This window comes from Acidimicrobiales bacterium, assembly GCA_036399815.1.
Classification (GTDB): domain Bacteria; phylum Actinomycetota; class Acidimicrobiia; order Acidimicrobiales; family DASWMK01; genus DASWMK01.
Map to the genome: position 1 here is coordinate 20,883 of DASWMK010000224.1, position 24,069 is coordinate 44,951.

The following is a 24,069-nucleotide window of genomic DNA, read 5'->3' on the forward strand; positions in this document are numbered from 1 at the left end:
ACGGTACCGCCCACCACTACGCTCGCCCGCCATGGCCCTGTCCCTCGCCGCCCTGGGGACGGCGACCGCGCCCAGGACCGCGACCGTCGACCCCGACCGGGCCAGGCAGTACGCGGCGGCCACCAACGACGACAACCCGGCCTACGCGTCGGGCGAGTACGCGCCCCCGGTGTTCGCGGTGGTCCCGACCTGGGACGTCCTCGCCGAGGTGGTCGCCGGCGTGGTGCCGCCCGAGGCGCTGATGTTCGTCGTCCACGGCGAGCAGGACCTGCACTTCCACCGGCCCCTCCGCCCCGGGATGACGCTCGCCACCACGGGCGAGCCCTACGCCGTGCGGGTCGGGCCGTCGGGCACCCGCCTCGTCGTCCGGCTGGCGAGCGAGAGCGACGGCGAGTCCGTGCTCGAGCAGTACGTCACGATCTTCGTGCGGGGCATGACCGACGGCGAGTCGGCCGGCCCCGACAAGCCCGCCCACGACTTCCCGGAGGCGGCGAGGGACGCCAAGGTCGGCGAGTGGTCGGTCCACGCGGACGACGACCAGACCTACCGCTACCGCGACGCCTCGGGCGACCACATGCCGATCCACCTCGACGCCGACGTGGCCCGCAGCGTCGGCCTCCCGGGCATCATCGCCCACGGCCTCTGCACGATGGCGATGTGCAGCCAGGCGGTGCTCCGCACCGTCGGCGACGGCGACCCCGGCCGCCTGCGCCGCCTGGCCGTGCGCTTCGCCGCCAACGTGTTCCCCGGCAACGACGTCGTCACCGAGGTCTTCGACGCGGGGACGGCCGGCGACCGCCGGGCCTACGCCTTCGAGGCCACCTCGGCGGGCGCGGTCGTGGTCAAGCACGGCCGGGCCGAGCTCTCCGGGGCCTGAGCGGCCCGCCGTGGCCCGGCTGCGGCTGTTCGCCTCCGCCCGCGAGGCGGCGGGCACGGGCACCGACGACGTGCCGGGCGCGACCGTCGGCGAGGTGCTGGACGAGGCCAGGCGCCGCTACGGCCCGACGTTCACGGCCGTGCTGGCGGGGTCGAAGGTGTGGCGCAACGGGGAGCCGGCGGGCGACGCCGACCCCGTCGGCGAGGCCGACGAGGTCGCGGTGCTCCCTCCCGTGTCCGGCGGTTGACGACCGCCAGGGTCATCAGCCGGCGGCCACCGTGGTGGGACGCCGAGCTGCGGGACCGGCGGCGGCGCCGGCGCCGGTCGTGGTGGCGGCCGCGGCGCCGGCTGGCCGTCGTCTACGACATCGACGGCCCCCGTGTGCGCCTCGGCGTGCTCTGGTTCCTCGCCGAGGTGGCGGCGCTGGCCGGTGGGCGCCTCGGCGTGGGCGCCCTGTTCGCCGGCGTGTGCGGGGTGGCCGGCCTCCAGACGGCGTCGACCTGGCGCAGCGTGCGGCGCCGGGCCAGCCGGCCGGTGGCGGCCGCGGCGGCCGGGGCCATGCCGGTGGCCGCCGCCCTCCACGTGGGCCTGCTCGGCGCCGTGCTGGTCGTCGCCGCGCTGGCCTCGCTCGTGGCCGGGGCGGTCGAGTCGGGGCGGGCCGGGGCCGCCGTCGTGGCCGCCGGTGTGACGGTCCGGTCGTGGCTGTTCGCCGGGCTGGCCGGGGCCGGGGTGGTGCTCGCCACCAGGGCCGAGCCGTGGTCGGCCGTCGCCCTCGTCGCCGTCGTCGCCGCCTACGAGGTGGGCGACTACCTGGTCGGCACGGGCGCGGGCAACGCCGCCGAGGGCCCGGCCGCCGGGGTGGCCGGCGTGCTGGTGGCCACGTTCGTCGTGTCGGTGGTGCAGGTGCCGCCCTTCGACGTCGACGCCGCCTGGGCGTTCGGCGTCGCCGCCGCCGTGCTCGCCCCCGCCGGGCAGCTGGCCGGGTCGCTGGTGCTGCCGGCGGCCGGCGCGCCCGCCCCCGCCCTGCGCCGGGTCGACAGCCTGCTGCTGCTGGCGCCGGCGTGGGCGGTGGCGGTGAGCTGGTACGTGTCCGGCTAGGCCTGCTTGGTCTGCTGGAAGATGTCGGCGATCTCGTCGATCAGCGCGAGCAGCTTCTCGCCGTCGGCCGGGTCGACGGACTTCTTGGCGTCGCCTGCGGCCTTCGTGGCCCGCCAGAACAGGTCGTGGAGCTGGGGGAAGCGCTCGACGTGAGGCGGCTTGAAGTAGTCCGTCCACAGCACCCAGAGGTGCTCCTTGGCCAGCTGGGCCCGGTGCTCTTTGATGATGAGGCAGCGGGTCCGGAACACGTCGTCGTCGGAGGCCTGGTACTTCTTCATGATCTCGAGCACCGACTCGGCCTCGATGCGGGCCTGGGCCGGGTTGTAGACCCCGCACATGAGGTCGCAGTGCGCGTCGGCCTCGACGGGGTCGCTCAGCAGGTCGGCGACGCCGAGCAGGCGGGAGACGAGGGTCATGCGTGCTCCTTGCGAACGAGGGCGATGACGGCGACGCACCCTATCCGCGCCCTGGCGCGCCGCCTCCGACCCACCCGGGTGGCGGTGCGGGGCGAGAGCATGCGCCCGGCGCTCGAGCCCGGCGACCGCCTGCTGGTCCTGCCGGCCGCCCGCCTGCGGCCCGGCGACGTCGTCGCCCTCGACGACCCGGAGCGGCCGGGCGCGCTGGTGGTCAAGCGGGTCGGCGCGGTGACCGATGACGGGGTGGTGGTGATCGGAGATCGCAGCGTCCTCAGCGTGGACAGCCGCCAGTACGGGCCGGTGCCCCCTCGGTCGATCAGGGGCGTCGTCGTGTACCGCTACGCGCCGGGTCACCGGGCCGGCCGCATCCCGCGGGGTAGCGTCGGTGGTTGACGTGCACACCGAGCTCCAGCGCCTCCTCGCCGCGGACTACCTGGGCGACCTGACGGCCCGCCCGCTGGAGGAGCTGCGCGCCATGCGGGCCGAGTGCCAGCAGGTCGAGACCGGCGTCTCCTACGCCCGCCGCCTCGTCCAGGGCCGGCTCGACATCGCCGAGGCCGAGCGCAGCGGGAGGGCCGTCGGCCAGCGGGTGGCCGTGGCCGAGCTGCTCGACCGGCTGCCGCAGATCCTCGCCGACCGGACCAGGGCGCCCGGCGTGGGCCGCCTGCCCCAGCTGCTGGCACCGGGCGAGGTCGGCGACGAGCTGGCCGCCGAGCTCGACTCGATCGCGGACGGCGCCGCCCTCGCCCGCCTGCCCGAGCTCGACGACCAGGCCCTCGACGCCCTGGTGGGCGACCTGCGGGCGCTCGAGCAGCGGACCTCGGCCCGGCGCCGGGAGCTGTTCTCCCGCATCGACGCCATCACCGCCGAGATCACCCGCCGCGACCGGACCGGCGAGGCGTCGGTGGAGGCCCTCCTCGAGGAGGGCGGCTGAGCCGGCGGCCGCTCGCTCCCCGGATCTAGCACCGCGCTCGCGGCGGTCGCGTAGCGTGAGGGCATGAAGGACGAGCTCGAGCACCGCTGGGGGGAGCTCGGGGAGTTCATCCGGGAGCAACGGCGCATCTACCACCTGTCCCTCCGGAAGCTCTCCGAGATGGCCGGGATCTCGAACCCGTACCTGAGCCAGATCGAGCGCGGCCTCCGCCGCCCGTCGGCCGAGATCCTCCAGAACATCGCGAGGGCGCTCGAGATCTCCTCCGAGACCCTCTACGTGCGGGCCGGCATCCTCGAGGAGCGGGACGGCACCGTCGACCTGGTGGCCGAGATCCGCCGCGACCCCAACCTCACCGAGGACCAGAAGAAGACCCTCGTGACCATCTACGAGTCGTTCCGGCACGAGAACGCCTCGTCCGGACGGGGGCCGGGCGGCAGGGATGGCGGAAACGGGGCGCCCGCCCCGTAGCTTGTCCCCCGTCGTGGGCCGGATCGCCGTCCTCTCGCTGCACACGTCCCCGCTCGTCCAGCCCGGCGCTGGCGACAGCGGCGGGATGAACGTGTACGTCCGCGAGCTGGTGTCGTCCCTCGCCCAGGCCGGGGTCCACTGCGACGTGTACGTGCGGCGCTGGAGCGACGACCTGGCCGACGAGGTGCTGGTCGAGCCGGGCTTCCGGGTCGTCCACGTCGACGCCGGCCGGCCCGACCTGCCGAAGGGCGCGCTGCCCGAGGTGGTCGGCCGCTTCACCGACGGGGTGCTGGCCGACCTCGCCGCCGCCGGCCGGGTCGACGCCGTGCACGCCAACTACTGGCTGTCCGGGGTGGCCGGCCACCGGGTCAAGCACGAGCTCGACCTCCCGCTCGTGTCCACGTTCCACACCCTGGCCAGGGTCAAGGCCGAGACCGGCGACCCCGAGCCCGAGCGCCGGGTGCTGGCCGAGGCCGAGGTGGTGGCCTGCTCGGACGCCATCGTCGCCTCCTGCACGACGGAGGCCGACGAGCTCGTCCGCCTGTACGGGGCCGACCCCTCGAGGATCGAGATCGTGCCGCCCGGCGTCGACCACGCCTTCTTCTCGCCCGGCGACCGCGGCGGGGCCAGGGCCGCCCTCGGCCTCGGCGACCACCCCGTGCTGCTGTTCGTCGGCCGCATCCAGCCCCTGAAGGGCGTGGACGTCGCCGTGCGGGCGCTCGCCGCCCTCGACCGGGACGACGCCGTGCTCGTCGTGGTGGGCGGGGCCAGCGGCCCGTCGGGGCCGGCCGAGATCGACCGCCTCCAGCGCCTCGTGGACGAGCTGGGCGTGGCCGGCCGGGTCCGCTTCGTCGAGCCCCAGCCCCACCACCTGCTCTCCACCTACTACCGGGCGGCCGACGTGTGCCTGGTGCCGAGCCGATCCGAGTCGTTCGGCCTCGTCGCCCTCGAGGCGGCGGCGTGCGGGACGCCGGTGGTGGCCGCGGCCGTCGGCGGGCTGCGGACCCTGGTCGAGCACGGCCGCACCGGGTTCCTGGTGGAGGGCCGCGACCCGGAGGCCTTCGCCGCCCACGCCGCCGACGTCCTCGCCGACCCCGCCCTCGCCGCCGGCCTCGGCGCGGCCGCCGCCGAGCGGGCCGGCCGCTACACGTGGTCGACGGCCGCCGCCCGCCTCCGCCGCCTCTATGCCGACCTCAGCGCCCGCGCCCTCGTCGACTGCCCCTGACGTGGGCCTCGAGGTCGCCTCCCCGGCCGAGCTGGACGCCGCCGAGGCCCGCATCGACGCCGTCCTCCGGCGGATGCTGGCCGAGAGCCCGGTCGTCGACGCCGTCGAGCGGGGCGAGCCCGGCGAGCGGCGCTGGTACGTCCGCATCCGGGGCGAGGAGAAGGACGCCAGCACGATCTGGTTCACCCTCCGCCAGCGGACCCTCCACCACGAGTGCTACGTGCTGCCGGCCCCCGAGGAGGACCACGCCCGCTTCTACGAGCACCTCCTGCGCCGCAACCTCCGCCTCTTCGGCGTCCACTTCGCCATCGGGGCCGAGGACGCCGTGTTCCTCGTCGGCGCGCTCGCCATCGACGACGTCGACGACGAGAGCCTCGACCGGGTGGTCGGCACCGTGTACGCCACGCTCGAGCAGTGCTTCCGCCCCGCCCTCCGCATCGGCTTCGCCTCCCGCTTCCGCGGCTGACCCGCCTCCTTTCGACGGTTCTCCTTGTCTTCCACCCCGAGATGCCGTAGAGTGACGACCGGGCCCGAGGTGCGGAAGGGCGCCACCTGATCGGGGAAGTGCGGGTGGCATCCGGAGGTTCCTCGGGCCCTCCCGCGCCCGGCGGGCGGCCGCCGATGGCGCTGCTCTACGTGATCACGATCACCGGGCTGCTCGGCAACACCCTGCTCAACCCGGCCCTGCCCGACGTGCTCGACGACCTCGGCGTCGGCGACGGCGCCGCCGGCCCGCTGGTGGCCGCCGGCGCCCTGCCCGGGATCGTGATGGCGCCGGTGATCGGGCTGCTGGCCGACCGCTTCGGCCGCCGGGTCGTGCTCGTCCCCTGCCTCGTCGCGTTCGGCGTGTTCGGGCTGGCGTCGGCCCTCGCCCCGTCGTTCACCGTGCTGCTCGTGCTCCGCCTGCTCCAGGGGGTCGGGGCGGCCGGCCTGGTCAACCTGGCCGTCGTCATCATCGGCGACCACTGGGAGGGCATCGAGCGGTCCCGGCGGATCGGCCGCAACGCCGCCGTGCTGACCGTCGGCCTGGCCGTGCTGCCGCCGGTGGGCGGGTTCCTCACCGACCTCGGCGGGTGGCGGCTGGCCTTCGCCCCCTACGGCGTCGGGCTCCTCACCGCGGCGGTCGTGTGGCGGGTGCTCGCCGAGGTCCGCCCCGACGCCGGCACGTCCGTCCGGGCCCAGCTGGGCGCCTCCGTGTCGGCCGTCGGCACCCGGCGGGTGGGCAGCGTGCTCGTGGTCGGCTTCGTCGTGTTCATGCTGATCTTCGGCCTGCTGCTCACGACCCTGCCGCTGCACCTCGAGGACCGCTTCGGGCTCACCGCCGGCCAGCGCGGCCTCGTCCTGTCCGTGCCCGCGCTGACGTCCACGCTCGGCGCCCTCCTCGTCGGCCGCCTCCACCTGCGCCTGGGCGGCGACCGGGTCGTGCTCGTCGCCCTCTCGCTGTTCGTGGTGGCGTTCGCCGTGATGGCCGGGGCGCCCACCCTGCCCGTGCTGGTGGTCGGGGCCCTCGTCTACGGCTTCGGCGAGGGCGTGCTCGTCCCCCGCCTCCAGGACGCCGTGGCCGAGGAGGCGCCGGCGGCCAGCCGGGGCGCGGTGGTGGCCGCCTGGGTCGGGGCGGCGAGGGCCGGGCAGACGGTCGGGCCGATGGTCGCGGCCGGGACGCTCGCCACCGTCGGCACGGGGACGACGTTCGCGCTCGGGTCGGGCCTGAGCGTGGCCCTCCTCGGCTACGCCTCGCTCGTGAGGGACCGCAGGGTGTCGGCCAGGACGTCCACGTCGAGCTCGCCGGTCGCCCGGGACGCCACCCGGCCGTCGCCGTCCACGAACACGAAGAACGGGTAGGCGGTCAGCCCGGCGGCCTGGGCCGCCGTGTACTCGGCCGAGTCGAGCAGGGTCGGCACCTCCCAGCCCTCCCCGGCCAGCCAGTCCGCCGGCGGGTAGTTCGGGGCGGCCTCGTCGGTGCCGGTGGCCACGGCCATGATCGACGCGCCCTCGGGCAGGCCGCCGCCGGCCAGCCACTCCTGGACGAGGGGCACCTCCCGCTGGCAGTGCGGGCACCAGTGGGCGAGGAAGACGACGACGCCCGGCCCGCCGTCGCCGACGACGAGCGGCGTGCCGTCCGCCGACGTGCCCGACAGCAGCGGCATCGGCCGGCCGACGGCCGGGTCGTCGCCGCCCTCGGGCAGCGGCGGCAGGGCCTCGCCGTCGACGGTCACCGGCGCGGTCGCGCCGTCGACGGCCTCCTCGCCACCGGCGGCCGGCGCGTCGGCCTCCGCCGCGGGGGACCGGTCGCCGGCGGCCACGCCCTCGTCGCCGTCGCCGTCCCCGCGGGTGGCGACGACGGCGACGACGGCGGCGACCACGACGAGGCCGGCGACGACGGCGAGCAGGGGCAGGCGGGGACGGTCGGCGGGCATCAGCGCTCCTCGGGGCGGACGGCGAGCAGGGTGGCCACGGCGGCGAAGCCGACCATGGCCATGAGCGGCAGGGTGACGAACCCCCACACGTCCACCCAGCGGACCGTGCACGGGACGGTCGGGTCGCAGCTGCCGGTGTCGAGCGACGGGAAGCGCTCGACGAGCACGTGCCACACGGACACGGGCAGGCCGGCGATGGCCAGGGCGATCCCGTAGGGGCGCACGCCGGCGTCCCTGCGCACGAGCGCCACCCCGAGCAGCAGGGCGAGGGGGTACATGGCGACCCGCTGGAACCAGCACAGCCGGCAGGGCGGGAAGTGGGCGACCTCGGAGAAGTAGAGGCTGCCGAGGGTGGCGACGAGGGCGACGGCGAAGGCCAGCGGCAGCGCCGAGCGGGCCACCTCCGGCCGGGTGCCGGCCCACCAGCGGGCGGCGGCCGGGGACAGGCGCGCGGCCACGGCGGCGGCGACCACGGCGAGGGTGCCGGCCGCGGCCAGCACGGCCAGCAGGGCGAAGAACAGGCCCATCGTGTCCGGGTCGACCACGGCCGCGTACGCGGCGGGCATGGCCGCCCACGGTAACGGCGCGGCCATCGGTACGGTGGTCGGCCGTGAGCTGGAGCCCGTGGCGGGTCGCCGTGCTGGTCGCCGCCGTCGCCTTCCTCGCCGGCGCCGCCGGCTGGGCGATCGCCCAGCCCCGGCCGCCGGGGAACGGCTCGGCCGACGTCGGCTTCCTCCACGACATGATCGAGCACCACTCCCAGGCCGTCGAGATGTCGTCGTACCTGCTGCGGCCCGACGTCGGCGCCGACCCCTCCGTCGTGCTCCAGGCCCAGAGCATCGCCTTCGGCCAGGAGGCCGAGATCGGGCTGATGCTCGGCCGGCTGCGGGCCTGGGACCGGCCCGACGCGGGCGACGGCACCGCCATGGGCTGGATGGGCGACCCCGTGCCGGTCGACGAGATGCCCGGGCTGGCGACCGAGGACGAGATCGACGCCCTCCGCGACGCGACCGGCCCGGCGGCCGACGAGCAGTTCCTGCGGCTGATGATCGAGCACCACGCCGGCGGGGTGGCGATGGCCGAGGCGGCCGTGGACGAGGCGTCGGACGGCGACGTCGTCGACCTGGCCAGGGCGATGGCGACGGCCCAGCGCAGCGAGATCACCGAGATGGTCATGCTCGGCGAGCGGCTCGGCCTCGACCTGTCCGACGTGGCCGGCGCGGCCATGGGCGAGGGGATGGAGGAGCACTCCCACTAGCCCGGCTCGGTAGGGTCCGGCCCCGTGGCGAACGGTCGACGGCTCGTGGTGGTGGGCGGTGGCCGCATGGGCGAGGCGCTCGTCGGCGGCCTGCTGGCCGCCGGGTGGGCCGAGGCCGCCGACCTCCTCGTCGTCGAGAAGCTGGCCGGCCGGCGCGACGAGCTGGCCGAGCGGTTCCCCGGCGTCGGCGTGGCCGGGGAGGCCGAGCCCGCCGACGGCGCCGTCGTGGCCGTGAAGCCCGACGACGCCGAGCCCGCCTGCCGGTCCCTCGCCCCGGTCGACCGGGTGCTCTCGATCATGGCCGGGGTCCGCCTGGACGCCCTGGAGTCGTGGCTGCCGGCCGGCACCCGGGTGGTGCGGGCCATGCCGAACACGCCGGCGCTGGTCGGGGCGGGCGCGGCGGCCGTCGCCCCCGGCACGGCGGCCGGCGACGACGACCTGGCCTGGGCCGAGGAGGTGCTCGGGGCCGTCGGCGTCGTCGTCCGGGTGAAGGAGGCGCTGCTCGACGCCGTGACCGGCCTGTCCGGCTCCGGGCCGGCCTACGTGTTCCTGGTGGCCGAGGCCCTCGTCGAGGCCGGCGTGCTCGTCGGCCTGCCCCGCGACGTCAGCGCCACCCTGGCCGTGCAGACCCTGCTCGGCTCGGCCCGGCTGCTGGCCGAGGGCGACGCCGGCCCCGAGGCGCTGCGGGCGGCGGTGACGTCGCCCGGCGGCACGACGGCGGCCGGGCTGCGGGCCCTCGAGGCGGCCGGCGTGCGGGCCGCCTTCCTCGACGCCGTCGTGGCCGCCACCGACCGGTCCCGCCAGCTGGGTGCGAGGTGACGCGATGACCTACTCCACCGTCTCGTTCCTGTCCGACTACGGGCTCGACGACGAGTTCGTCGGCGTCGTGAAGGCCGTCATCCACGACCTGGCGCCGGACGCCACGATCATCGACCTCACCCACGGGATCCCGCCCCACGACGTGCGGGCCGGCTCGCTCGCCCTGGCCAGGGCCATCCAGTACGTGCCGGCCGGCGTGGTGCTGGCCGTGGTCGACCCCGGGGTCGGCACGGCCAGGCGGGCGGTGGCCGTCGAGGTGGCGGGCGGGGCCGGCGTGCTCGTCGGGCCGGACAACGGGCTGCTCGCCCCGGCCGTGTCGCTCGCCGGCGGGGCCGAGCGGGCCGTGTCGCTGACCAGCACCGAGCACCAGCTGCCGGCGCCCGGCCCGACCTTCGCCGGCCGGGACGTGTTCGCCCCCGCCGCCGCCCACCTGTGCGCCGGCGTCCCCCTCGAGGCCCTCGGCGACCCGATCGACCCGGCCGGGCTGCTCCCCGGCGTCGTCCCCCTCACGAGGATCGAGGACGGCGACCTGCACGCCGAGGTGCTGTGGGTCGACCGCTACGGCAACGCCCAGCTGAACGTCAGCCCCGAGGAGGTCGAGGACTACGGCGACCGCATCGGGCTGCGGATGGGCGAGACCCGGCGGACCGGGGTGCGGGCCGACGCCTACGCGGCGATCGGCACCGGGCAGATCGGGCTGGTGGTCGACTCCTACGGCCTCGTGTCGATCGCCCTCGACCGGCGCTCGGCGGCCGAGGAGCTGCGCCTCGCGCCGGGCGACACCGTCGTCCTCGAGCGGCTGGAGGACGGCGGCGGCGGCGCCGGTAACGTCGGCGGGGTGACGACCCCGGTCACCCTCCGCCCCCGCGAGCGCCCGCAGTGAGGACCGGCACGACGATCGCCGTCGCCGTCCTGCTGCTCATGATCTTCGGCGCGGCGTTCGTGCAGTTCGTCGTCCTGGCCCGCTAGAGCTTCGCGGCGATCACGTCACGGCGGAAGCGGCGGGCGCCCCGCAGGGTGAGCACGGCGGCCACCAGCCACACGAGGGCGCCGATGGCGACGGCGACGGGCAGGTCGACGAGCAGCAGGCCGGTGGCCTGGCCGACGGCGAGGAAGATCAGCGGCAGGATCACGGCCCCGCCCAGCTGGTTGGCCTCCTGCGCGGTCCTCGCCCTGGCCGACACCCGCACCATCACGCCGAGGCCGAGCGCGGCGACGGCCGGGGCCACCCAGAAGATCATCACCAGCCACAGCCGGGTGGGCACGAACACGCGGTGCATCACCGGCCAGGCCACCCCGTTGGCGACGACGGCGAAGCACACGAACCCGGCCCAGGAGACGACGACGGCGGGGACGAACGCGCCGAGCAGCTTGGCCAGGAACAAGTCGCGGTCGGCGACGGGCAGGTGGAGGAGCGACTCCAGCGTCCTGCGCTCCTTCTCGCCGGCGAACGTGTCGGCGGCCAGCACGGCCGAGACCATCATCGGCACGATCAGGAACAGCGGGGCCAGCAGGTAGCCGTTCACGAGCACGAGCAGCTGCTCCCGGGCCGGCAGGCGCAGGATCGGGGCGGCCAGGTCGCCGGGGATCGAGTCGAGGAAGTCCGACACGCCCGGCGCCTCCTGGCCCCTCGCCGCCAGGCCGATGCCGAGCGGGAGGACGACGAGCAGGAGCAGCGGCACGAGCACCATCGGGATCACGACGGCCTTCGACCGGCGCACGGCCGTCAGGTCCTTCACGACGACGGCCCGCACCACCCGCCAGTCGATGCCCGTCACCGGCGCTCCTCGGCCGCGATCTCGGCCTCGACGGCGAAGTACACGTCCTCCAGCGTGCGGGGCCGGGGCACGGCGGCGTAGACGGGCACGCCCGCGCCGACGAGGGCGGCGACGACCGCCGGCAGCACGTCCCTCGCCTCGACCTTGACCAGCGCTCCCTCCGGCGACGGCTCGGCGGCCAGCACCCCGCGGACGGCCCGCACGGCGGCCAGCGCCCCGTCGGCCGGCGGGCCGCCGAGGTCGACGGCGGCGTCGAGGCCGTGCCAGATGGCGGCGGCCAGCTCGTCCGGGCGCCCGCTGGCCCGCAGCCGGCCCCGGTGGAGCACGGCCATCCGGTGGGCCAGCCGCCCGGCCTCGCCGAGGAAGTGGGTGCAGAGCACGACCGTGCGGCCCTCCTCGGCGGCGAGGGCGGCGATGAGGTCGACGACCTGGCGGGTGGCCGACGGGTCGAGCCCCGAGGTCGGCTCGTCGAGGAACAGCACCTCGGGGTCGTGGAGCAGGGCCCTGGCCAGGGCCACCCGCTTGCGCTGGCCGGTGGAGAAGCCCTGGACGAGGTCCCGGCCCCGCTCGGCCATGGCGAACCGCTCGAGCAGCTCGGCCGCCCGCCGCCTGGCCGCGGCCCGGTCCATGCCCCGCATCCTGGCCGTCAGCTCGAGGTTCTCGAGCGCGGTCAGCCGGTCGTCGAGGCCGGCGTTCTCGGTCAGCACCCCGGTGCGCCGCCTGACCTCGTCGGCGTGCGCCTGGGAGTCGAGCCCGAGCACCCGGCTCGACCCCCGGTCGGGGGCGAGCACGCCGTTCAGGAGCCGGACCGTCGTGGTCTTCCCCGCGCCGTTCGGGCCGAGCAGGGCGAGCACCTCGCCGGCCGGCAGCTCCAGGGTCAGCCCGTCGAGCGCCGGCTGGCCGGCGAAGGAGCGGCTGAGGTCGACGGTCTCGATGGCGGCCGCCACCCCGCCAGTCTGGCCCGCGGCCGCCACCCCGCCGGCCCGCCACGCCGCCGCGTAGGGTTCCGGCGTGAACCTGGCCAGCATCGTCGACCCCCACCCTGCCGACCGGGTCGCCCTCGTGAGCCGGGGCCGGACGACGACCTACGGCGAGCTGCGGGACGAGGTGGCCCGGCTGCGGGGCGGCCTCGCCGGCCTCGGCCTCCGCCCCGGCGACCGGGTGGCGCTGGCCGTGCCCAACAACGCCTGGTTCGCCCGCGCCTACCTGGGCGTGCTGGGGGCCGGGCTCGTGGCCGTGCCGCTGAACCCGGCCAGCCCGGCGGCCGAGCTGCGGCGCGAGCTCGGCGCCGTGCGGGCCTCGGCGCTCGTCGTCGGGCCGACGGCGGCCGCCGCCGTGGGCGACCTCGACCGCTCGGCCCTGCCCGACCTCGCCCACCTGGTGGCGCTGCCCGGCGTCGACCTGCCCGGCGCCGTCGCCGCCGACGACCTGCTGGCCGCCGACCCGGCGCCGCTCGTCGACCGGGCCGGGGACGACCTCGCCGTGCTCATGTTCACGAGCGGGACGGCCGGCGCGCCCCGGGCGGCGATGCTCACCCACGGGAACCTGCTGGCCAACCTGGAGCAGGTCCAGGGCCACCCCGGCCGGTCCCAGCACCCCGACGACGTCACCTTCGGGGTGCTGCCCCTGTTCCACATCTTCGGGCTGAACGTGGTGCTCGGGCTCACCCTCTACGCCGGCTCCCAGGTGGTGCTGGTCGAGCGGTTCGACCCGGCGTCGGCCCTGGAGACCATCGTCCGCCACCGGATCACGGTCGTGCCCGGCGCCCCGACCATGTGGATGGCCTGGGCGGCCCTGCCCGACGCCGACCCCGACGCCCTCCGCACCGTGCGCCTGGCCGCCTCGGGCGCGGCGAAGCTGCCGGTCGAGACGGCGAGGGCGGTCGAGGCCCGCTTCGGCGTCCGCGTCACCGAGGGCTACGGGCTCACGGAGGCGTCGCCCGTGGTCACCACGTCGGCCGGCCAGCCGCCCCGCCCCGGGTCGATCGGCGTGCTCGTGCCCCGCATGGAGATGCGCCTCGTCGACTCGGACGGCGAGGACGCCCTGGTGGGCGACGCCGGGGAGATCTGGGTGCGGGGGCCGAACGTGTTCGCCGGCTACTGGGAGGACCCGGAGGCCACGGCCGCCGTGCTGACGGCCGATGGCTGGCTGCGCACCGGCGACGTCGCCGTGGTCGACGACGACGGCTGGTGCTACCTGGTCGACCGGGCCAAGGACCTCATCATCGTGTCGGGGTTCAACGTGTTCCCGGCCGAGGTCGAGGACGTGATCGCCGCCCACCCCGCCGTCGCCGGGGTCGCCGTCGTCGGCGTCCCCCACCCCTACCAGGGCGAGACCGTGAAGGCGGTGGTCGTCCTGCGGGAGGGGGCCAACGTCGAGGAGGACGACCTCATCCGCTGGTGCGAGCAGCGGATCGCCCGCTACAAGTGCCCGACGAAGGTGATGTTCGTCGACGAGCTACCGGTCGGCGCCGGCGGCAAGGTGCTCCGGCGGGCGCTGCGGGCGTCGTGACGACGAGACGAGGAAGCCGGCGAAGATCAGCGTGATCCCGGCGACGAGGGAGATGGCGAAGCCGTCCATCTCGTCGACCACGGAGTTGAGCAGCCCGCCGGCCGACAGCACCAGTGTCCCCGCCGCGATCAGCAGGTTGGTGGCCACGAGCCGGCGGCGCACCGCGCTCCACGCCGCGCCGGCCAGCACGACGAGGGCGCCGGCCCCGGAGCACACGGCGGCCAGCACCCGGGGGAGGGCGCCGAACACGTCCGAGCCCCTGGGCAGCTCGCCCGGGTGGATGACCCCGGTGAGCGGGGCGACGGCGACGACCCCGGTGGCGAACGCGCACGTGAGGGCGACGACCAGCGCCCACCGGTCGCCCCGCCGCTCGCCGCCCAGCAGGTAGACGGTGCCGAGGGCGAGCACGGGCACGTTGACGATGGCGCCGAACAGGTAGAAGAGCCGGAACGACACCGGCCCCCAGCCGAGCGTGGCCCCGGCCCACAGGGCGGCCGACCCGGCGGCGAACAGCACCAGCGCGGCCGTCCAGGCCAGCTCGTGGCGACGGCGCCGGGCCAGCCACCGCTCGAGCGTCGAGAGCGCGAACGCGAGGGCCACCAGGGTGGCGGCGGCGGCGAGGGCCCGGTGGGTCGTCACGGCGCCCTCAGCGTACGGTCCGGCTGCGGCCTTGTGAACTTGCGCACGAGAGGCGGTACCATCGACCCGAGATGGTCGATCGACCCCGACGCCGGATACCGGAGGCGACGGTGGCCCGCCTGCCGGTGTACCTCCGCAGCCTCCTCGAGGTGGCCGAGGCCAAGGTCGGGACGATCTCGTCGGAGCGCCTGGCCGAGCTGGCCGGCGTGAACGCCGCCAAGGTGCGCAAGGACCTCTCCTACCTCGGGTCCTACGGCACGCGGGGCGTCGGCTACGACGTCCAGTACCTGCTGTTCCAGATGAGCCGCGAGCTCGGGCTGACCCAGGACTGGCCGGTCGTCATCTGCGGCGTCGGCAACCTGGGCCACGCGCTCGCCAACTACGGCGGGTTCACCGAGCGCGGCTTCCCGGTCGCCGCGCTGGTCGACGCCGACCCCGGCAAGGTCGGCGAGACGGTCGCCGGCGTGTCGATCAGCTCGATCGACGACCTGCCCGACCTCGTCGCCGGCAAGGGGATCGCCATCGGCGTGATCGCCACGCCGGCGGCGGCCGCCCAGGACGTGGCCGACCGGCTGGTGGCCGCCGGCGTCACGTCGATCCTGAACTTCGCCCCGGCCGTCATCACCGTCCCGCCGGGCATCTCCCTGCGGAAGGTCGACCTCGCCGTCGAGTTGCAGATCCTCTCCTTCTACCAGCAGCATCGGGTGGGGGCCGGGACGCGGAAGGATGGAGGTGCGCCGTGGCGCTCGTCGTCGTCGGGCTGAACCACCGGACGGTCCCGCTCGACCTGCTGGAGCGCATGACGATCACCGGCGCCCAGCTGCCGAAGGCCCTCTCCGACCTGTCGTCGCGGCCCAACCTGGCCGAGGCCGTGCTGCTGTCGACCTGCAACCGCACCGAGGTCTACGCCGTCGCCGAGCGCTTCCACGGCGCCTACCAGGACATCCGCGACGTGCTGTCCGACCTGGTGTTCCTGCCGCCCGAGGGGTTCAGCGACCACCTCTACACCCACCACGGCCGCGCCGCCGTCGCCCACCTGTTCTCGGTGGCGGCCGGCATCGACTCGGCGGTCGTCGGCGAGAGCGAGATCCTCGGCCAGGTGCGGGAGGCGTGGGAGCGGGCCGCCGAGGAGGGCGCCGCCGGCCCGACCCTCAACATGGCCTTCCGCCACGCCATCGAGGTCGGCAAGCGGGTCCGCACCGAGACCGGCATCGGCCGGGGCACCACGTCGGTGTCCCAGGCGGCCGTGGCCATGGCCATGGAGCGGCTCGGCTCGCTCGCCGGCCGGCGCATCCTCGTGCTCGGCGCCGGCGAGATGGGCGAGGGCATGGCCGTCGCCCTCGCCGCCGCCGGCGCCGGCGAGGTGATGGTGGCCAACCGGACCTGGGAGCGGGCCGTCGCCCTGGCCGGACGGGTGGGCGGCCGGGCCGTCCGCCTCGGCGACCTGCCGGCCGCCCTGGCCGACGTCGACGTGCTGCTCACCTCGACCGGGGCCACCTCGATCATGGTCGAGCACGCCGACCTGGCCCCGGCCATGGCCGGCCGGCCCGACCGGCCGCTCCTCGTCGTGGACGTGGCCGTCCCCCGCGACGTCGACCCGGCGGTGGCCGAGGTGCCGGGGGTGACCCTGCTCGACATGGACGACCTGCGCCGCTTCGCCGAGGCCGGGATGGCCGGCCGGCGCCGGGAGGTCGAGCGGGTGCGGGCCATCGTGGCCGACGAGGTCGAGCGCTGGGTCGAGGCCAGCTCGGCCCGCTCGGTCGCCCCCCTCGTGGCCCAGCTCCACGAGCGGGCCGAGGCCCTGCGGGAGGCCGAGGTGGCCCGCTTCCGGGCCCGGCTCGACGGGCTGGACGAGCGCCAGCGGGAGGCGGTCGAGGCGCTGACGAGGGGCGTCGTCGCCAAGCTGGTCCACGAGCCCACCGTGCAGCTCAAGGCGGCGGCCGGCTCGCCGAGGGGCGAGCGGCTGGCCGACGCCCTCCGCGAGCTGTTCGGGCTGTAGCCCGTGCGCCTCCTGGCCGCGACCAGGGGCAGCGAGCTGGCCCGCTGGCAGACCGACCACGTCGCCGGCCTGCTGGCCCCGGCCGCCGAGGTCGAGGCCGTGGTCGTGGAGACGACCGGCGACCGCCGCCTCGACGTGCCCATCTGGGAGATGGGCGGCAAGGGCGTGTTCGTGAAGGAGGTGCAGGCCGCCGTGCTCGACGGCCGGGCCGACCTCGCCGTGCACTCGGCCAAGGACCTGCCGTCGGTGCCGACCCCCGGGCTGGTGATCGCGTGCGTGCCCCGCCGGGCCGACCCCCGCGACGCGCTCGTCGGCGCCCGGCTGGCCGAGCTGCCCCCCGGGGCGAGGGTGGCGACGGGGTCGGTGCGGCGCCGGGCCCAGCTGGCGTGGCTCCGGCCCGACCTGACCTTCGCCGGCCTGCGGGGCAACATCGCCACCCGCCTCGGCAAGGTCGGCGGCGGGGTCGACGCCGTGGTGGTGGCCAAGGCCGCGCTCGACCGCCTGGGCCTCGGCGACCGGGCCGACGACGTGCTGTCGCCGGTGGACCTCGTGCCCCAGGTCGGCCAGGGGGCGCTGGCCGTCGAGTGCCGGGAGGGGGACGAGGACGTGCTCGCCGCCCTCCGGTCGGTCGAGGACCGGGCCAGCCGGGTGGCGGTCGACGCCGAGCGGGGGTTCCTCGCCGAGCTGGGCGGCAGCTGCGACCTCCCGGCCGGCGCGCTGGCGACGGTCGACGGGGACGGCGTCACCGTGGAGGCCGTGCTCGCCACCCTGGACGGCCGCATCGTGCTCCGGCACCGGACGGCCGGCCCGGCGGCCGACCCCGCCGCCGTCGGCCGGGCCGCCGCCCTCCACCTGCTCGACCGGGCCGGCGGGCGGGCCCTGCTGGCCGGCTGACGTGCCCGTCCACCTGGTCGGCGCCGGCCCCGGCGACCCCGCCCTGCTGACCGTGCGGGCGGCCGAGGTGCTGGCCGCCGCGGACGTGGTGGTGGCCGACCCCGCGGTGGCGCCCGGGGTGGTGGGCGCGGCGCCGGCGACGGCCGAGCGGCTCCCCGCCGCGCCGGCGGCCGTGCTGGCCGAGCGGGGGCGGCGGGAGCGGGTCGTGCGGGTGGTGGCCGGCGACCCGTTCGCCGACCCGGCGGCGCTGGCCGAGGCCAACGCCCTGCGGGCCGCCGGCGTGGCCGTCGAGGTCGTGCCCGGCCTCCGGCCGGCCGCGCCGGCCGGCTGGCGGTCCGGGTTGCCGCTCGCCGGCCTCCGCGTCGTCGTCACCCGGCCCCGGGGCCAGGCCGGCGAGCTGTCGGCCCGGCTGCGCGACGCCGGCGCCGAGCCCGTCGAGGTCCCCGCCATCGAGGTCGTCGACCCGCCCGACGGCGGCGCCGCCCTGCGGGCCGCGGCGGCCGGGGCGCACGCCTACGACTGGGTGGCGGTGACCTCGGCCAACGGCGCCGACCGCTTCCTCGACGCCCTCCGCGACGCCCGCCGCCTCGGCCCGGCCAAGGTGGCGGCCATCGGCCCGGGCACGGCCGCCGCCCTCGCCCGCCGGTCGGTCGTCGCCGACCTCGTGCCCGAGCGGTTCGTGGCCGAGTCGCTGCTCGAGGCCATGCCCGACCCCCCGCCGGGGGGCGGCCGGGTGCTGCTGGCCAGGGCCGAGGTGGCGAGGGACGTCCTCCCCGACGGCCTGGCGGCCAGGGGCTGGCGGGTCGACGTCGTCCCCGCCTACCGCACCGTCCCCGCCCACCTCACCGGCGCCCAGCGGGCGGCGGCCGCCGCGGCCGGCGCCATCTGCTTCACGTCGTCCTCCACGGTCACGTCGTGGCTGGCCGCCGCCGGGCCCGGCGCGGTGCCGCCCGTCGTCGCCTGCATCGGGCCGGTGACCGCGGCGACGGCCCGCGAGCACGGGCTGGCCGTCGCCGCGGAGGCCGACCCGCACACGGTCGACGGGCTGGTCGACGCCCTGGTGCGCACGGTGACGGCCGGTACGGTGGGTGGATGCGACCCTCCGACATCGGCCGGCTGATCGACGTCGCCCAGCCGGCCGTCTCGCCCGACGGCGCCACCATCGCCTGCGTCGTCGTGCGCGTCGACCTGCCCGCCAACGACTACCGCAGCGCGGTGTGGCTGGTGGCCGCCGACGGCGGCTCGGCGCCCCGCCGGCTGACGGCCGGCGAGCACCGCGACCTGCACCCGGCGTGGTCCCCGGACGGCGGCCGGGTGGCGTTCACCCGCACGGTCACCAAGGGGCCCAAGGGCGCCAGCGTCACGACCGTCCACGTCGTGCACGTCGACGGCACCGGGGAGGTCGCCACCCTGGCCGAGCTGCCCGAGACCGTCGACCTGCTGGCCTGGTCGCCCGACGGCCGGCGCATCGCCTACAGCGCGCGGCAGCGCTCGCCCCGCTACGAGGAGGCCGAGGACGAGCGGGGCCGCCGGCCCCGGCGCATCGAGCGGCTCCAGAGCCGCCTCGACGACGTCGGCTGGACCGTCGACCGGCCCACCCAGGTGTTCGTCGTGCCCGCCGACGGCTCGGCCGACCCGGTGGCGGTCACGTCCGGCCCCTTCGACCACACCGGCCCGACCTGGTCGCCCGACGGCCGCCGCCTCGCCATCGCCGCCGCCCGCCACGAGGACTGGGACCTCGAGCCGGCCGTCGACCTGTTCGTCGTCGACGTGGACGCCGCGCTGGCCGCCGACGAGCCGCCGGAGCCGGAGCGCGTGACGAAGACCTGGCTCGACCACAGCCGCCCGTCGTGGTCGCCCGACGGCACCCGCATCGCCTGCCTGGCCGTCGACGTCCACGCCTACCCCCGCCACACCAACCTGCTCGTCGTCGACCTCGAGTCGGGCGCCACCACCGAGGTGACCCGGTCCCTCGACCGGACGTGCGCGCCGTACCCCGGCGTCCGGTCGCCCCACTGGGAGGGCGAGACGATCTGGTTCTCGATCGAGGACCGGGGCGACGTCCACGTGTACCGGGTGGCGGCCGACGGCTCCTCGGCCCCCGAGCGGGTCGTCGCCGGCGAGCGCTGGATCACCGGCTACGACCTCGCCGCCGGCACCGTCGGGTTCACGGCCACCACCCTCACGTCGCCGGGCGAGCTGTTCTCCGTGGTCGGCGGCGAGGAGCGCAAGCTGACCTCGTTCGCCGACGGCTTCCTCGCCGCCTGCCCGCCCCTGCCGGCCGAGCGGTTCACGGTGCCGTCGCCGGGCGGCGGCGAGATCGACGCCTGGCTGGTGCGCCCGCCCGGGCTCGACGAGTCGGTCGAGGCCGGCTGCCCGCTCGTGATGACCATCCACGGCGGGCCGGCCACCCAGTACGGCAACCGGTACTTCGACGAGGTCCAGCTGTACGCGTCGGCCGGGGTGGCCGTCGTGTACTGCAACCCCCACGGCTCGACCGGGTTCACCGAGGACTGGGTGCGGGCCATCCGCTCGCCCGAGGCGTCCGAGGCCCCTGGCACCGGCTGGGGCGGGCTCGACTACGACGACCTCATGGCCGTGGTCGACGCCACCGTGGAGCGCAACCCGTGGATCGACCCCGAGCGCCTCGGCGTCATGGGCGGCTCCTACGGCGGCTACATGACGTCGTGGATCGTCGGCCACTCCGACCGGTTCGCGGCCGGCATCTCGGAGCGGGCGGTCAACAACCTGCTCACCGAGGAGGCGACCTGCGACATCGCCGGCGCCTTCCGCCACCAGTTCGGGTTCCTGCACCTCGACAAGCCCGAGGAGCTGCTGCGCATGTCGCCGATCAGCTACGTGCGCGACATCCGCACGCCGCTGCTGATCCTCCACTCGGAGAACGACCTGCGCTGCCCGATCGAGCAGGCCGACCAGCTGTTCGTCGCCCTGCGCCTGCTCGGCCGGGACGTCGAGTACTGGCGCTTCCCGGAGGAGGGCCACGAGCTGTCCCGGTCGGGCTGGCCCCGCCACCGGGTCCACCGGGCCGAGCTGATCGTCGACTGGTGGCGCAGGAGGCTCGCCGTCGGGTGACCCATGGCACGGTGCTCGCGTGCTTGCTTCTGTTATCCGTCGGGTATGCAAATGGCTAACACCCGCGGCACACAGGAGAGCGAACGACGTGACCGACCCGACGACCGAGCCGACGACCGGGGGGCTCCTCGGCAAGCTGGCCGGCAAGGCCAAGGCCGCTGCCGGCTCGCTCGTGGGCAACGATGAGCTGGCCCGCGAGGGCCGGCTCCAGGATGCCCAGAGCGAGGCGGAGGCCCGCGCCGCGGCCGAGGCCGCCCAGGCCGAGCAGCGCACCGAGGAGGCCGCGGTCGAGGCGGCCCGACGTGAGAACGAGCTGGAGCGCGAGCGGCTCCGCACCGAGGTGGCCGCCGAGGAGCGCGAGGCCGCCATCGAGCGCGACCGCCAGCGGGCCGAGGCCGAGGCCGAGGCCGACGCCCGGCGCCAGGAGGCGCTGGCCGAGACCCACGAGCGGGCCGGCGAGTCCGCCGCCGAGGCGCTGGAGCGCCGGGCGGCGCAGGAGCGGCTGGACGACGCCCGCGAGGCCGCCCGGCTGGAAGAGGAGGCCCGCCGCGCCGAGGTGGCGGCCGACGCCATCGATCCCGAGGAGAAGAAGTAGATGGACCTGCACACCCTGCCCAGGGCGTGGGTCGACGGGTACCTGCGCCTCTGGCGCATGCCGCTCGACGCCACCGCCAAGATGCTGCGCCTCGACGGCCCCGCCGAGCTCGCCATCGACCGCACGGAGGCCGCCGTCCGCGACCTCGCCGGCCGGCTGCTCTTCGACGAGGAGCTGCGTGAGGACGCCCGCCAGCGCCGTGTGGCCGCCGACGAGCGCGAGCGGGCGCTGCGCCTGAAGGCCGAGGCCGAGCAGAAGCGCGAGGAGGCGGACCGCGAGTTCGCCGAGCGCCGCGAGCAGGCCGAGCAGCGCCGCGAGGAGGCCGAGGAGCGGGCCGAGCAGCAGCGCCGCAAGGCCGAGGAGGACAAGCAGCGCCGCGAGCAGCAGGCCGAGGAGGCCGAGCGGCGCCGCAAGGCCGAGGTCCGCGAGCAGGCCGAGGAGGCCCGCGAGGCCACGGCCAGCCGGGCCCGGCGATCCCGCCTCGCCCAGCTGGAGAAGGAGGAGGAGGCGCTGGACGAGCGGTCCGACGCCGCCACCGCCGCCGACGAGGCCAGCCGCCTGCGCAACGAGGCCACCAAGGCCAAGGCGGCCAGGAAGCGCCGCAACAGCTAGCCATCCGTCCCACCGTTCGCGATCGGGCCGCTCCCTCACCCCCGGGGAGCGGCCCGGTTCGCGTCCCGGGCCGTCCCCCGGGGGGCGGCCCGGTTCGCGTCGTAGGCTCGGTCGGGTGAGCTTCCCGTCGCGCCGGATGCGCCGCCTGCGCCGCACCCCGGCCCTGCGCCGGCTGGTGGCCGAGACCCGGCTGTCGGTCGACGACCTCGTCGCCCCGCTCTTCGTGCGCGAGGGCATCGACGAGCCCCGGCCGATCGCCTCGCTGCCCGGCGTCGTCCAGCACACCCGCGAGTCGCTGCGCAAGGAGGTCGCCGCCCTCGCCGACCTCGGCGTCCCGGCCGTGATCCTCTTCGGCGTCCCAGCCACCAAGGACCCGGAGGGGTCGGGCGCGTGGGACCCCGACGGCATCGTCCAGCTGGCGCTGCGCGACCTGCGCGACGAGGTCGGCTCCCGGGTCGTGCTGCTCGCCGACCTCTGCCTCGACGAGTACACCGACCACGGGCACTGCGGCGTGGTCGACGAGGCCGGCGAGGTCGACAACGACGCCACCGTCGAGCTGTACGCCCGCACGGCCGTCGCCCAGGCCGAGGCCGGGGCCGACGTGGTCGCCCCGTCCGGGATGATGGACGGGCAGGTGGCCGCCATCCGCGCCTCGCTCGACGGCACCGGCCACGAGGCGGTGGCGATCCTCGCCTACGCGGCCAAGTACGCGTCCGCGCTGTACGGGCCGTTCAGGGAGGCCGTCGACGTCACGATCGCCGCCGGCGGCGACCGCAAGGGGTACCAGCAGGACCCGAGCAACGCCCGCGAGGCGCTCGAGGAGATCCGGATGGACGTGGCCGAGGGCGCCGACATGGTCATGGTCAAGCCCGCGCTCGCCTACCTCGACGTGATCGCGCGGGCGAGGGCCGAGGTGAACGTGCCCCTCGCCGCCTACCACGTGTCGGGCGAGTACGCGATGGTCAAGGCGGCCGCCGAGCGGGGCTGGCTCGACGGCACGGCGGTGGCGCTCGAGCACCTGACGGCGGTCAAGCGGGCCGGCGCCGACCTGATCCTCACCTACTTCGCGCGCGAGCTGGCCGAGACGCTCGGGGCATGAGCGAGCGCACCAACGAGGCCCTCTACGAGCGCGCCCGGCGGCGGATCCCCGGCGGGGTGAGCTCGCCGGTCAGGGCCTTCCGGGCCGTGGGCGGCACGCCGTACTTCGTCGAGCGGGGCGAGGGGCCGTGGGTGTGGGACGTGGAGGGCCGCCGCTACCTGGACCTCGTCCAGAGCTACGGCGCCGTCATCCTCGGCCACGCCCACCCCGCGGTCGTCGACGCGGTGACGGCGGCGGCGGCCGACGGCACCTCCTACGGGGCGCCGACCGAGCGGGAGGTGCTGCTGGCCGAGGCCATCGCCGAGCGGGTGCCGGCCTGCGAGCAGGTCCGCCTCGTGAACAGCGGCACCGAGGCGACGATGAGCGCCGTCCGCCTGGCCAGGGGCTTCACCGGCCGGGACGCCATCGTGAAGTTCGCCGGCAACTACCACGGCCACGGCGACGCCCTGCTGGCGGCGAGCGGCAGCGGCGTGGCCACCCTCGGCCTCCCCGGCTCGGCCGGCGTGCCGCCGACGGCGGTGGCCGAGACCACGGTCCTGCCCTACAACGTCGTCCCCGACCTGGGCTACGAGGTCGCCTGCGTGATCGTCGAGCCGGTCGCCGCCAACATGGGCCTCGTCCCGCCGGTCAGCGGGTTCCTCGAGGGCCTGCGCTCCGAGTGCGACCGGGTCGGCGCCCTGCTCGTCTTCGACGAGGTCATCACCGGGTTCCGGCTGGGGCGGGGCGGCGCGCAGGAGCACTACGGCGTGCGGCCCGACCTGTCCACGTTCGGCAAGGTGATCGGCGGCGGCCTGCCCATCGGCGCCTTCGGCGGCCGGGCCGACGTGATGGCGTCGCTCGCCCCCGACGGCCCCGTGTACCAGGCCGGCACCCTGTCGGGGAACCCGCTCGCCACCGCGGCCGGGCTGGCCGTGCTCGACCACCTCGACGACGACGCCTACGCCACCCTCGCCCTGCGGGCCGGGCGCTTCGGCGGCCGGCTGGCCGACGCCATGGCCGGCGCCGGGCTCGACGTCAGGGTCCCGGTGGTCGGGCCCCTCGTCGGGCTGTTCCTCGGCGACCGGGTGCCGGTCGACTACGAGCAGGCCCGCAGGACCGACGCCGACCGCTACGCCCGCCTGTTCCACGGCCTCCTGGCGCGCGGCGTCGCCGTCGCGCCCGGGCCCTACGAGGTGCTCTTCCCGGGCCTCGCCCACACCGACGAGGTGCTCGACCAGGCGGTGGCCGCAGCCGCGGAGGCGGCGGCCGAGGTCGTCGCGGCCGACGACGCACACCCTGCGGGGCGCTAGGATCACCGTCCGGCTCCTTGGGGGACGGGCGGTTTCCGGCGGGCCAGC

Annotated in this window: 28 protein-coding genes; 22 read left to right on the forward strand and 6 right to left on the reverse strand. The window is 76.4% G+C overall.

Annotation, left to right across the window (positions count from 1 at the left end; translation table 11 throughout):
• The first annotated feature begins 31 nt into the window (after positions 1-31).
• Genes VGB14_16785 through VGB14_16795 form a run of 3 tightly spaced genes read left to right on the forward strand, consistent with a single transcriptional unit; the run spans position 32 to position 1,975 of the window.
• Positions 32-877, forward strand: a complete 846-nt coding sequence (locus VGB14_16785) for a MaoC/PaaZ C-terminal domain-containing protein (GenBank protein ID HEX9994588.1) — start codon at positions 32-34, stop codon at positions 875-877.
• A 10-nt stretch (positions 878-887) separates the two neighbouring features.
• Positions 888-1,124: a MoaD/ThiS family protein gene (locus VGB14_16790; GenBank protein ID HEX9994589.1), complete on the forward strand. Its 237-nt coding sequence runs from the start codon at positions 888-890 to the stop codon at positions 1,122-1,124.
• Positions 1,121-1,975, forward strand: coding sequence for a hypothetical protein (locus VGB14_16795; protein HEX9994590.1), 855 nt, complete (start codon positions 1,121-1,123; stop codon positions 1,973-1,975). The genes VGB14_16790 and VGB14_16795 overlap by 4 nt, the downstream gene beginning before the upstream one ends.
• On the opposite strand, the gene sodN is transcribed toward VGB14_16795, so the two are convergent.
• A complete protein-coding gene (gene sodN, locus VGB14_16800) occupies positions 1,972-2,391 on the reverse strand; it encodes a superoxide dismutase, Ni (protein HEX9994591.1) in 420 nt (139 codons plus the stop codon). The two genes, VGB14_16795 and sodN, sit on opposite strands and share 4 nt — an antisense overlap.
• Before the next feature lie 24 nt (positions 2,392-2,415).
• Here sodN and sodX point away from each other — a divergent pair, with 24 nt between their 5' ends.
• The 6 genes from sodX (at position 2,416) to VGB14_16830 (ending at position 6,860) form a co-directional block, all read left to right on the forward strand.
• On the forward strand, positions 2,416-2,784 hold the full coding sequence (gene sodX / locus VGB14_16805) for a nickel-type superoxide dismutase maturation protease (protein ID HEX9994592.1): 369 nt from the start codon (positions 2,416-2,418) through the stop codon (positions 2,782-2,784).
• Between the two features lies 1 nt (position 2,785).
• Positions 2,786-3,325: a hypothetical protein gene (locus tag VGB14_16810; protein ID HEX9994593.1), complete on the forward strand. Its 540-nt coding sequence runs from the start codon at positions 2,786-2,788 to the stop codon at positions 3,323-3,325.
• 63 nt (positions 3,326-3,388) lie between these two features.
• Positions 3,389-3,793 carry a helix-turn-helix transcriptional regulator gene (locus tag VGB14_16815; protein HEX9994594.1) on the forward strand — a complete coding sequence of 135 codons (405 nt, stop codon included), beginning with the start codon at positions 3,389-3,391 and terminating at the stop codon, positions 3,791-3,793.
• Between the two features lie 13 nt (positions 3,794-3,806).
• A complete protein-coding gene (locus tag VGB14_16820; protein ID HEX9994595.1) occupies positions 3,807-5,018 on the forward strand; it encodes a glycosyltransferase in 1,212 nt (403 codons plus the stop codon).
• A gap of 1 nt (position 5,019) precedes the next feature.
• Positions 5,020-5,484, forward strand: a complete 465-nt coding sequence (locus tag VGB14_16825; GenBank protein HEX9994596.1) for a YbjN domain-containing protein — start codon at positions 5,020-5,022, stop codon at positions 5,482-5,484.
• A gap of 155 nt (positions 5,485-5,639) precedes the next feature.
• The gene (locus VGB14_16830; protein ID HEX9994597.1) at positions 5,640-6,860 is read left to right on the forward strand and encodes an MFS transporter; all 1,221 of its coding nucleotides are present in this window, start codon (positions 5,640-5,642) and stop codon (positions 6,858-6,860) included.
• On the opposite strand, the gene VGB14_16835 is transcribed toward VGB14_16830, so the two are convergent.
• Together VGB14_16835 and VGB14_16840 are read right to left on the reverse strand one after the other, a co-directional pair.
• The gene (locus VGB14_16835) at positions 6,746-7,435 is read right to left on the reverse strand and encodes a TlpA disulfide reductase family protein (protein HEX9994598.1); all 690 of its coding nucleotides are present in this window, start codon (positions 7,433-7,435) and stop codon (positions 6,746-6,748) included. The genes VGB14_16830 and VGB14_16835 overlap by 115 nt on opposite strands.
• On the reverse strand, positions 7,435-8,001 hold the full coding sequence (locus VGB14_16840; protein ID HEX9994599.1) for a disulfide oxidoreductase: 567 nt from the start codon (positions 7,999-8,001) through the stop codon (positions 7,435-7,437). Before VGB14_16840 ends, VGB14_16835 begins: the two co-directional genes overlap by 1 nt.
• A 44-nt stretch (positions 8,002-8,045) precedes the next feature.
• Between VGB14_16840 and VGB14_16845 the strand changes: the two genes are divergently transcribed.
• From VGB14_16845 to VGB14_16855, 3 genes are read left to right on the forward strand one after another with little or no spacing between them, the layout of a single operon-like run.
• A complete protein-coding gene (locus VGB14_16845) occupies positions 8,046-8,693 on the forward strand; it encodes a DUF305 domain-containing protein (GenBank protein HEX9994600.1) in 648 nt (215 codons plus the stop codon).
• A gap of 24 nt (positions 8,694-8,717) precedes the next feature.
• Positions 8,718-9,512, forward strand: coding sequence for a pyrroline-5-carboxylate reductase (gene proC, locus VGB14_16850; GenBank protein ID HEX9994601.1), 795 nt, complete (start codon positions 8,718-8,720; stop codon positions 9,510-9,512).
• Between the two features lie 4 nt (positions 9,513-9,516).
• Positions 9,517-10,395 carry an SAM-dependent chlorinase/fluorinase gene (locus tag VGB14_16855; GenBank protein HEX9994602.1) on the forward strand — a complete coding sequence of 293 codons (879 nt, stop codon included), beginning with the start codon at positions 9,517-9,519 and terminating at the stop codon, positions 10,393-10,395.
• Between the two features lie 82 nt (positions 10,396-10,477).
• On the opposite strand, the gene VGB14_16860 is transcribed toward VGB14_16855, so the two are convergent.
• A complete protein-coding gene (locus tag VGB14_16860; GenBank protein HEX9994603.1) occupies positions 10,478-11,290 on the reverse strand; it encodes an ABC transporter permease subunit in 813 nt (270 codons plus the stop codon).
• Positions 11,287-12,237, reverse strand: a complete 951-nt coding sequence (locus tag VGB14_16865) for an ABC transporter ATP-binding protein (GenBank protein ID HEX9994604.1) — start codon at positions 12,235-12,237, stop codon at positions 11,287-11,289. The genes VGB14_16860 and VGB14_16865 overlap by 4 nt, the downstream gene beginning before the upstream one ends.
• Positions 12,238-12,301: 64 nt before the next feature.
• Here VGB14_16865 and VGB14_16870 point away from each other — a divergent pair, with 64 nt between their 5' ends.
• A complete protein-coding gene (locus tag VGB14_16870; protein HEX9994605.1) occupies positions 12,302-13,801 on the forward strand; it encodes an AMP-binding protein in 1,500 nt (499 codons plus the stop codon).
• On the opposite strand, the gene VGB14_16875 is transcribed toward VGB14_16870, so the two are convergent.
• The gene (locus VGB14_16875) at positions 13,748-14,440 is read right to left on the reverse strand and encodes a hypothetical protein (GenBank protein HEX9994606.1); all 693 of its coding nucleotides are present in this window, start codon (positions 14,438-14,440) and stop codon (positions 13,748-13,750) included. The two genes, VGB14_16870 and VGB14_16875, sit on opposite strands and share 54 nt — an antisense overlap.
• A 71-nt stretch (positions 14,441-14,511) precedes the next feature.
• Between VGB14_16875 and VGB14_16880 the strand changes: the two genes are divergently transcribed.
• From VGB14_16880 to hemL, 9 genes are all read left to right on the forward strand, one after another.
• The gene (locus tag VGB14_16880) at positions 14,512-15,204 is read left to right on the forward strand and encodes a redox-sensing transcriptional repressor Rex (protein ID HEX9994607.1); all 693 of its coding nucleotides are present in this window, start codon (positions 14,512-14,514) and stop codon (positions 15,202-15,204) included.
• Positions 15,180-16,439 carry a glutamyl-tRNA reductase gene (locus VGB14_16885; GenBank protein HEX9994608.1) on the forward strand — a complete coding sequence of 420 codons (1,260 nt, stop codon included), beginning with the start codon at positions 15,180-15,182 and terminating at the stop codon, positions 16,437-16,439. The genes VGB14_16880 and VGB14_16885 overlap by 25 nt, the downstream gene beginning before the upstream one ends.
• 3 nt (positions 16,440-16,442) lie before the next feature.
• Positions 16,443-17,333: a hydroxymethylbilane synthase gene (gene hemC, locus VGB14_16890; GenBank protein ID HEX9994609.1), complete on the forward strand. Its 891-nt coding sequence runs from the start codon at positions 16,443-16,445 to the stop codon at positions 17,331-17,333.
• A 1-nt stretch (position 17,334) separates the two neighbouring features.
• Positions 17,335-18,453 carry a uroporphyrinogen-III synthase gene (locus VGB14_16895; protein HEX9994610.1) on the forward strand — a complete coding sequence of 373 codons (1,119 nt, stop codon included), beginning with the start codon at positions 17,335-17,337 and terminating at the stop codon, positions 18,451-18,453.
• Positions 18,426-20,426, forward strand: a complete 2,001-nt coding sequence (locus VGB14_16900; GenBank protein ID HEX9994611.1) for a S9 family peptidase — start codon at positions 18,426-18,428, stop codon at positions 20,424-20,426. The genes VGB14_16895 and VGB14_16900 overlap by 28 nt, the downstream gene beginning before the upstream one ends.
• 88 nt (positions 20,427-20,514) lie before the next feature.
• Entirely contained in the window at positions 20,515-21,021 is a 507-nt protein-coding gene (locus VGB14_16905; protein HEX9994612.1) for a hypothetical protein, read from the forward strand.
• Positions 21,022-21,633, forward strand: coding sequence for a hypothetical protein (locus VGB14_16910; GenBank protein ID HEX9994613.1), 612 nt, complete (start codon positions 21,022-21,024; stop codon positions 21,631-21,633).
• Between the two features lie 115 nt (positions 21,634-21,748).
• A complete protein-coding gene (hemB, locus tag VGB14_16915; GenBank protein HEX9994614.1) occupies positions 21,749-22,732 on the forward strand; it encodes a porphobilinogen synthase in 984 nt (327 codons plus the stop codon).
• Complete coding sequence (gene hemL, locus VGB14_16920) at positions 22,729-24,021, forward strand: glutamate-1-semialdehyde 2,1-aminomutase (GenBank protein HEX9994615.1); 1,293 nt, start codon at positions 22,729-22,731, stop codon at positions 24,019-24,021. Before hemB ends, hemL begins: the two co-directional genes overlap by 4 nt.
• Positions 24,022-24,069: the final 48 nt, after the last annotated feature.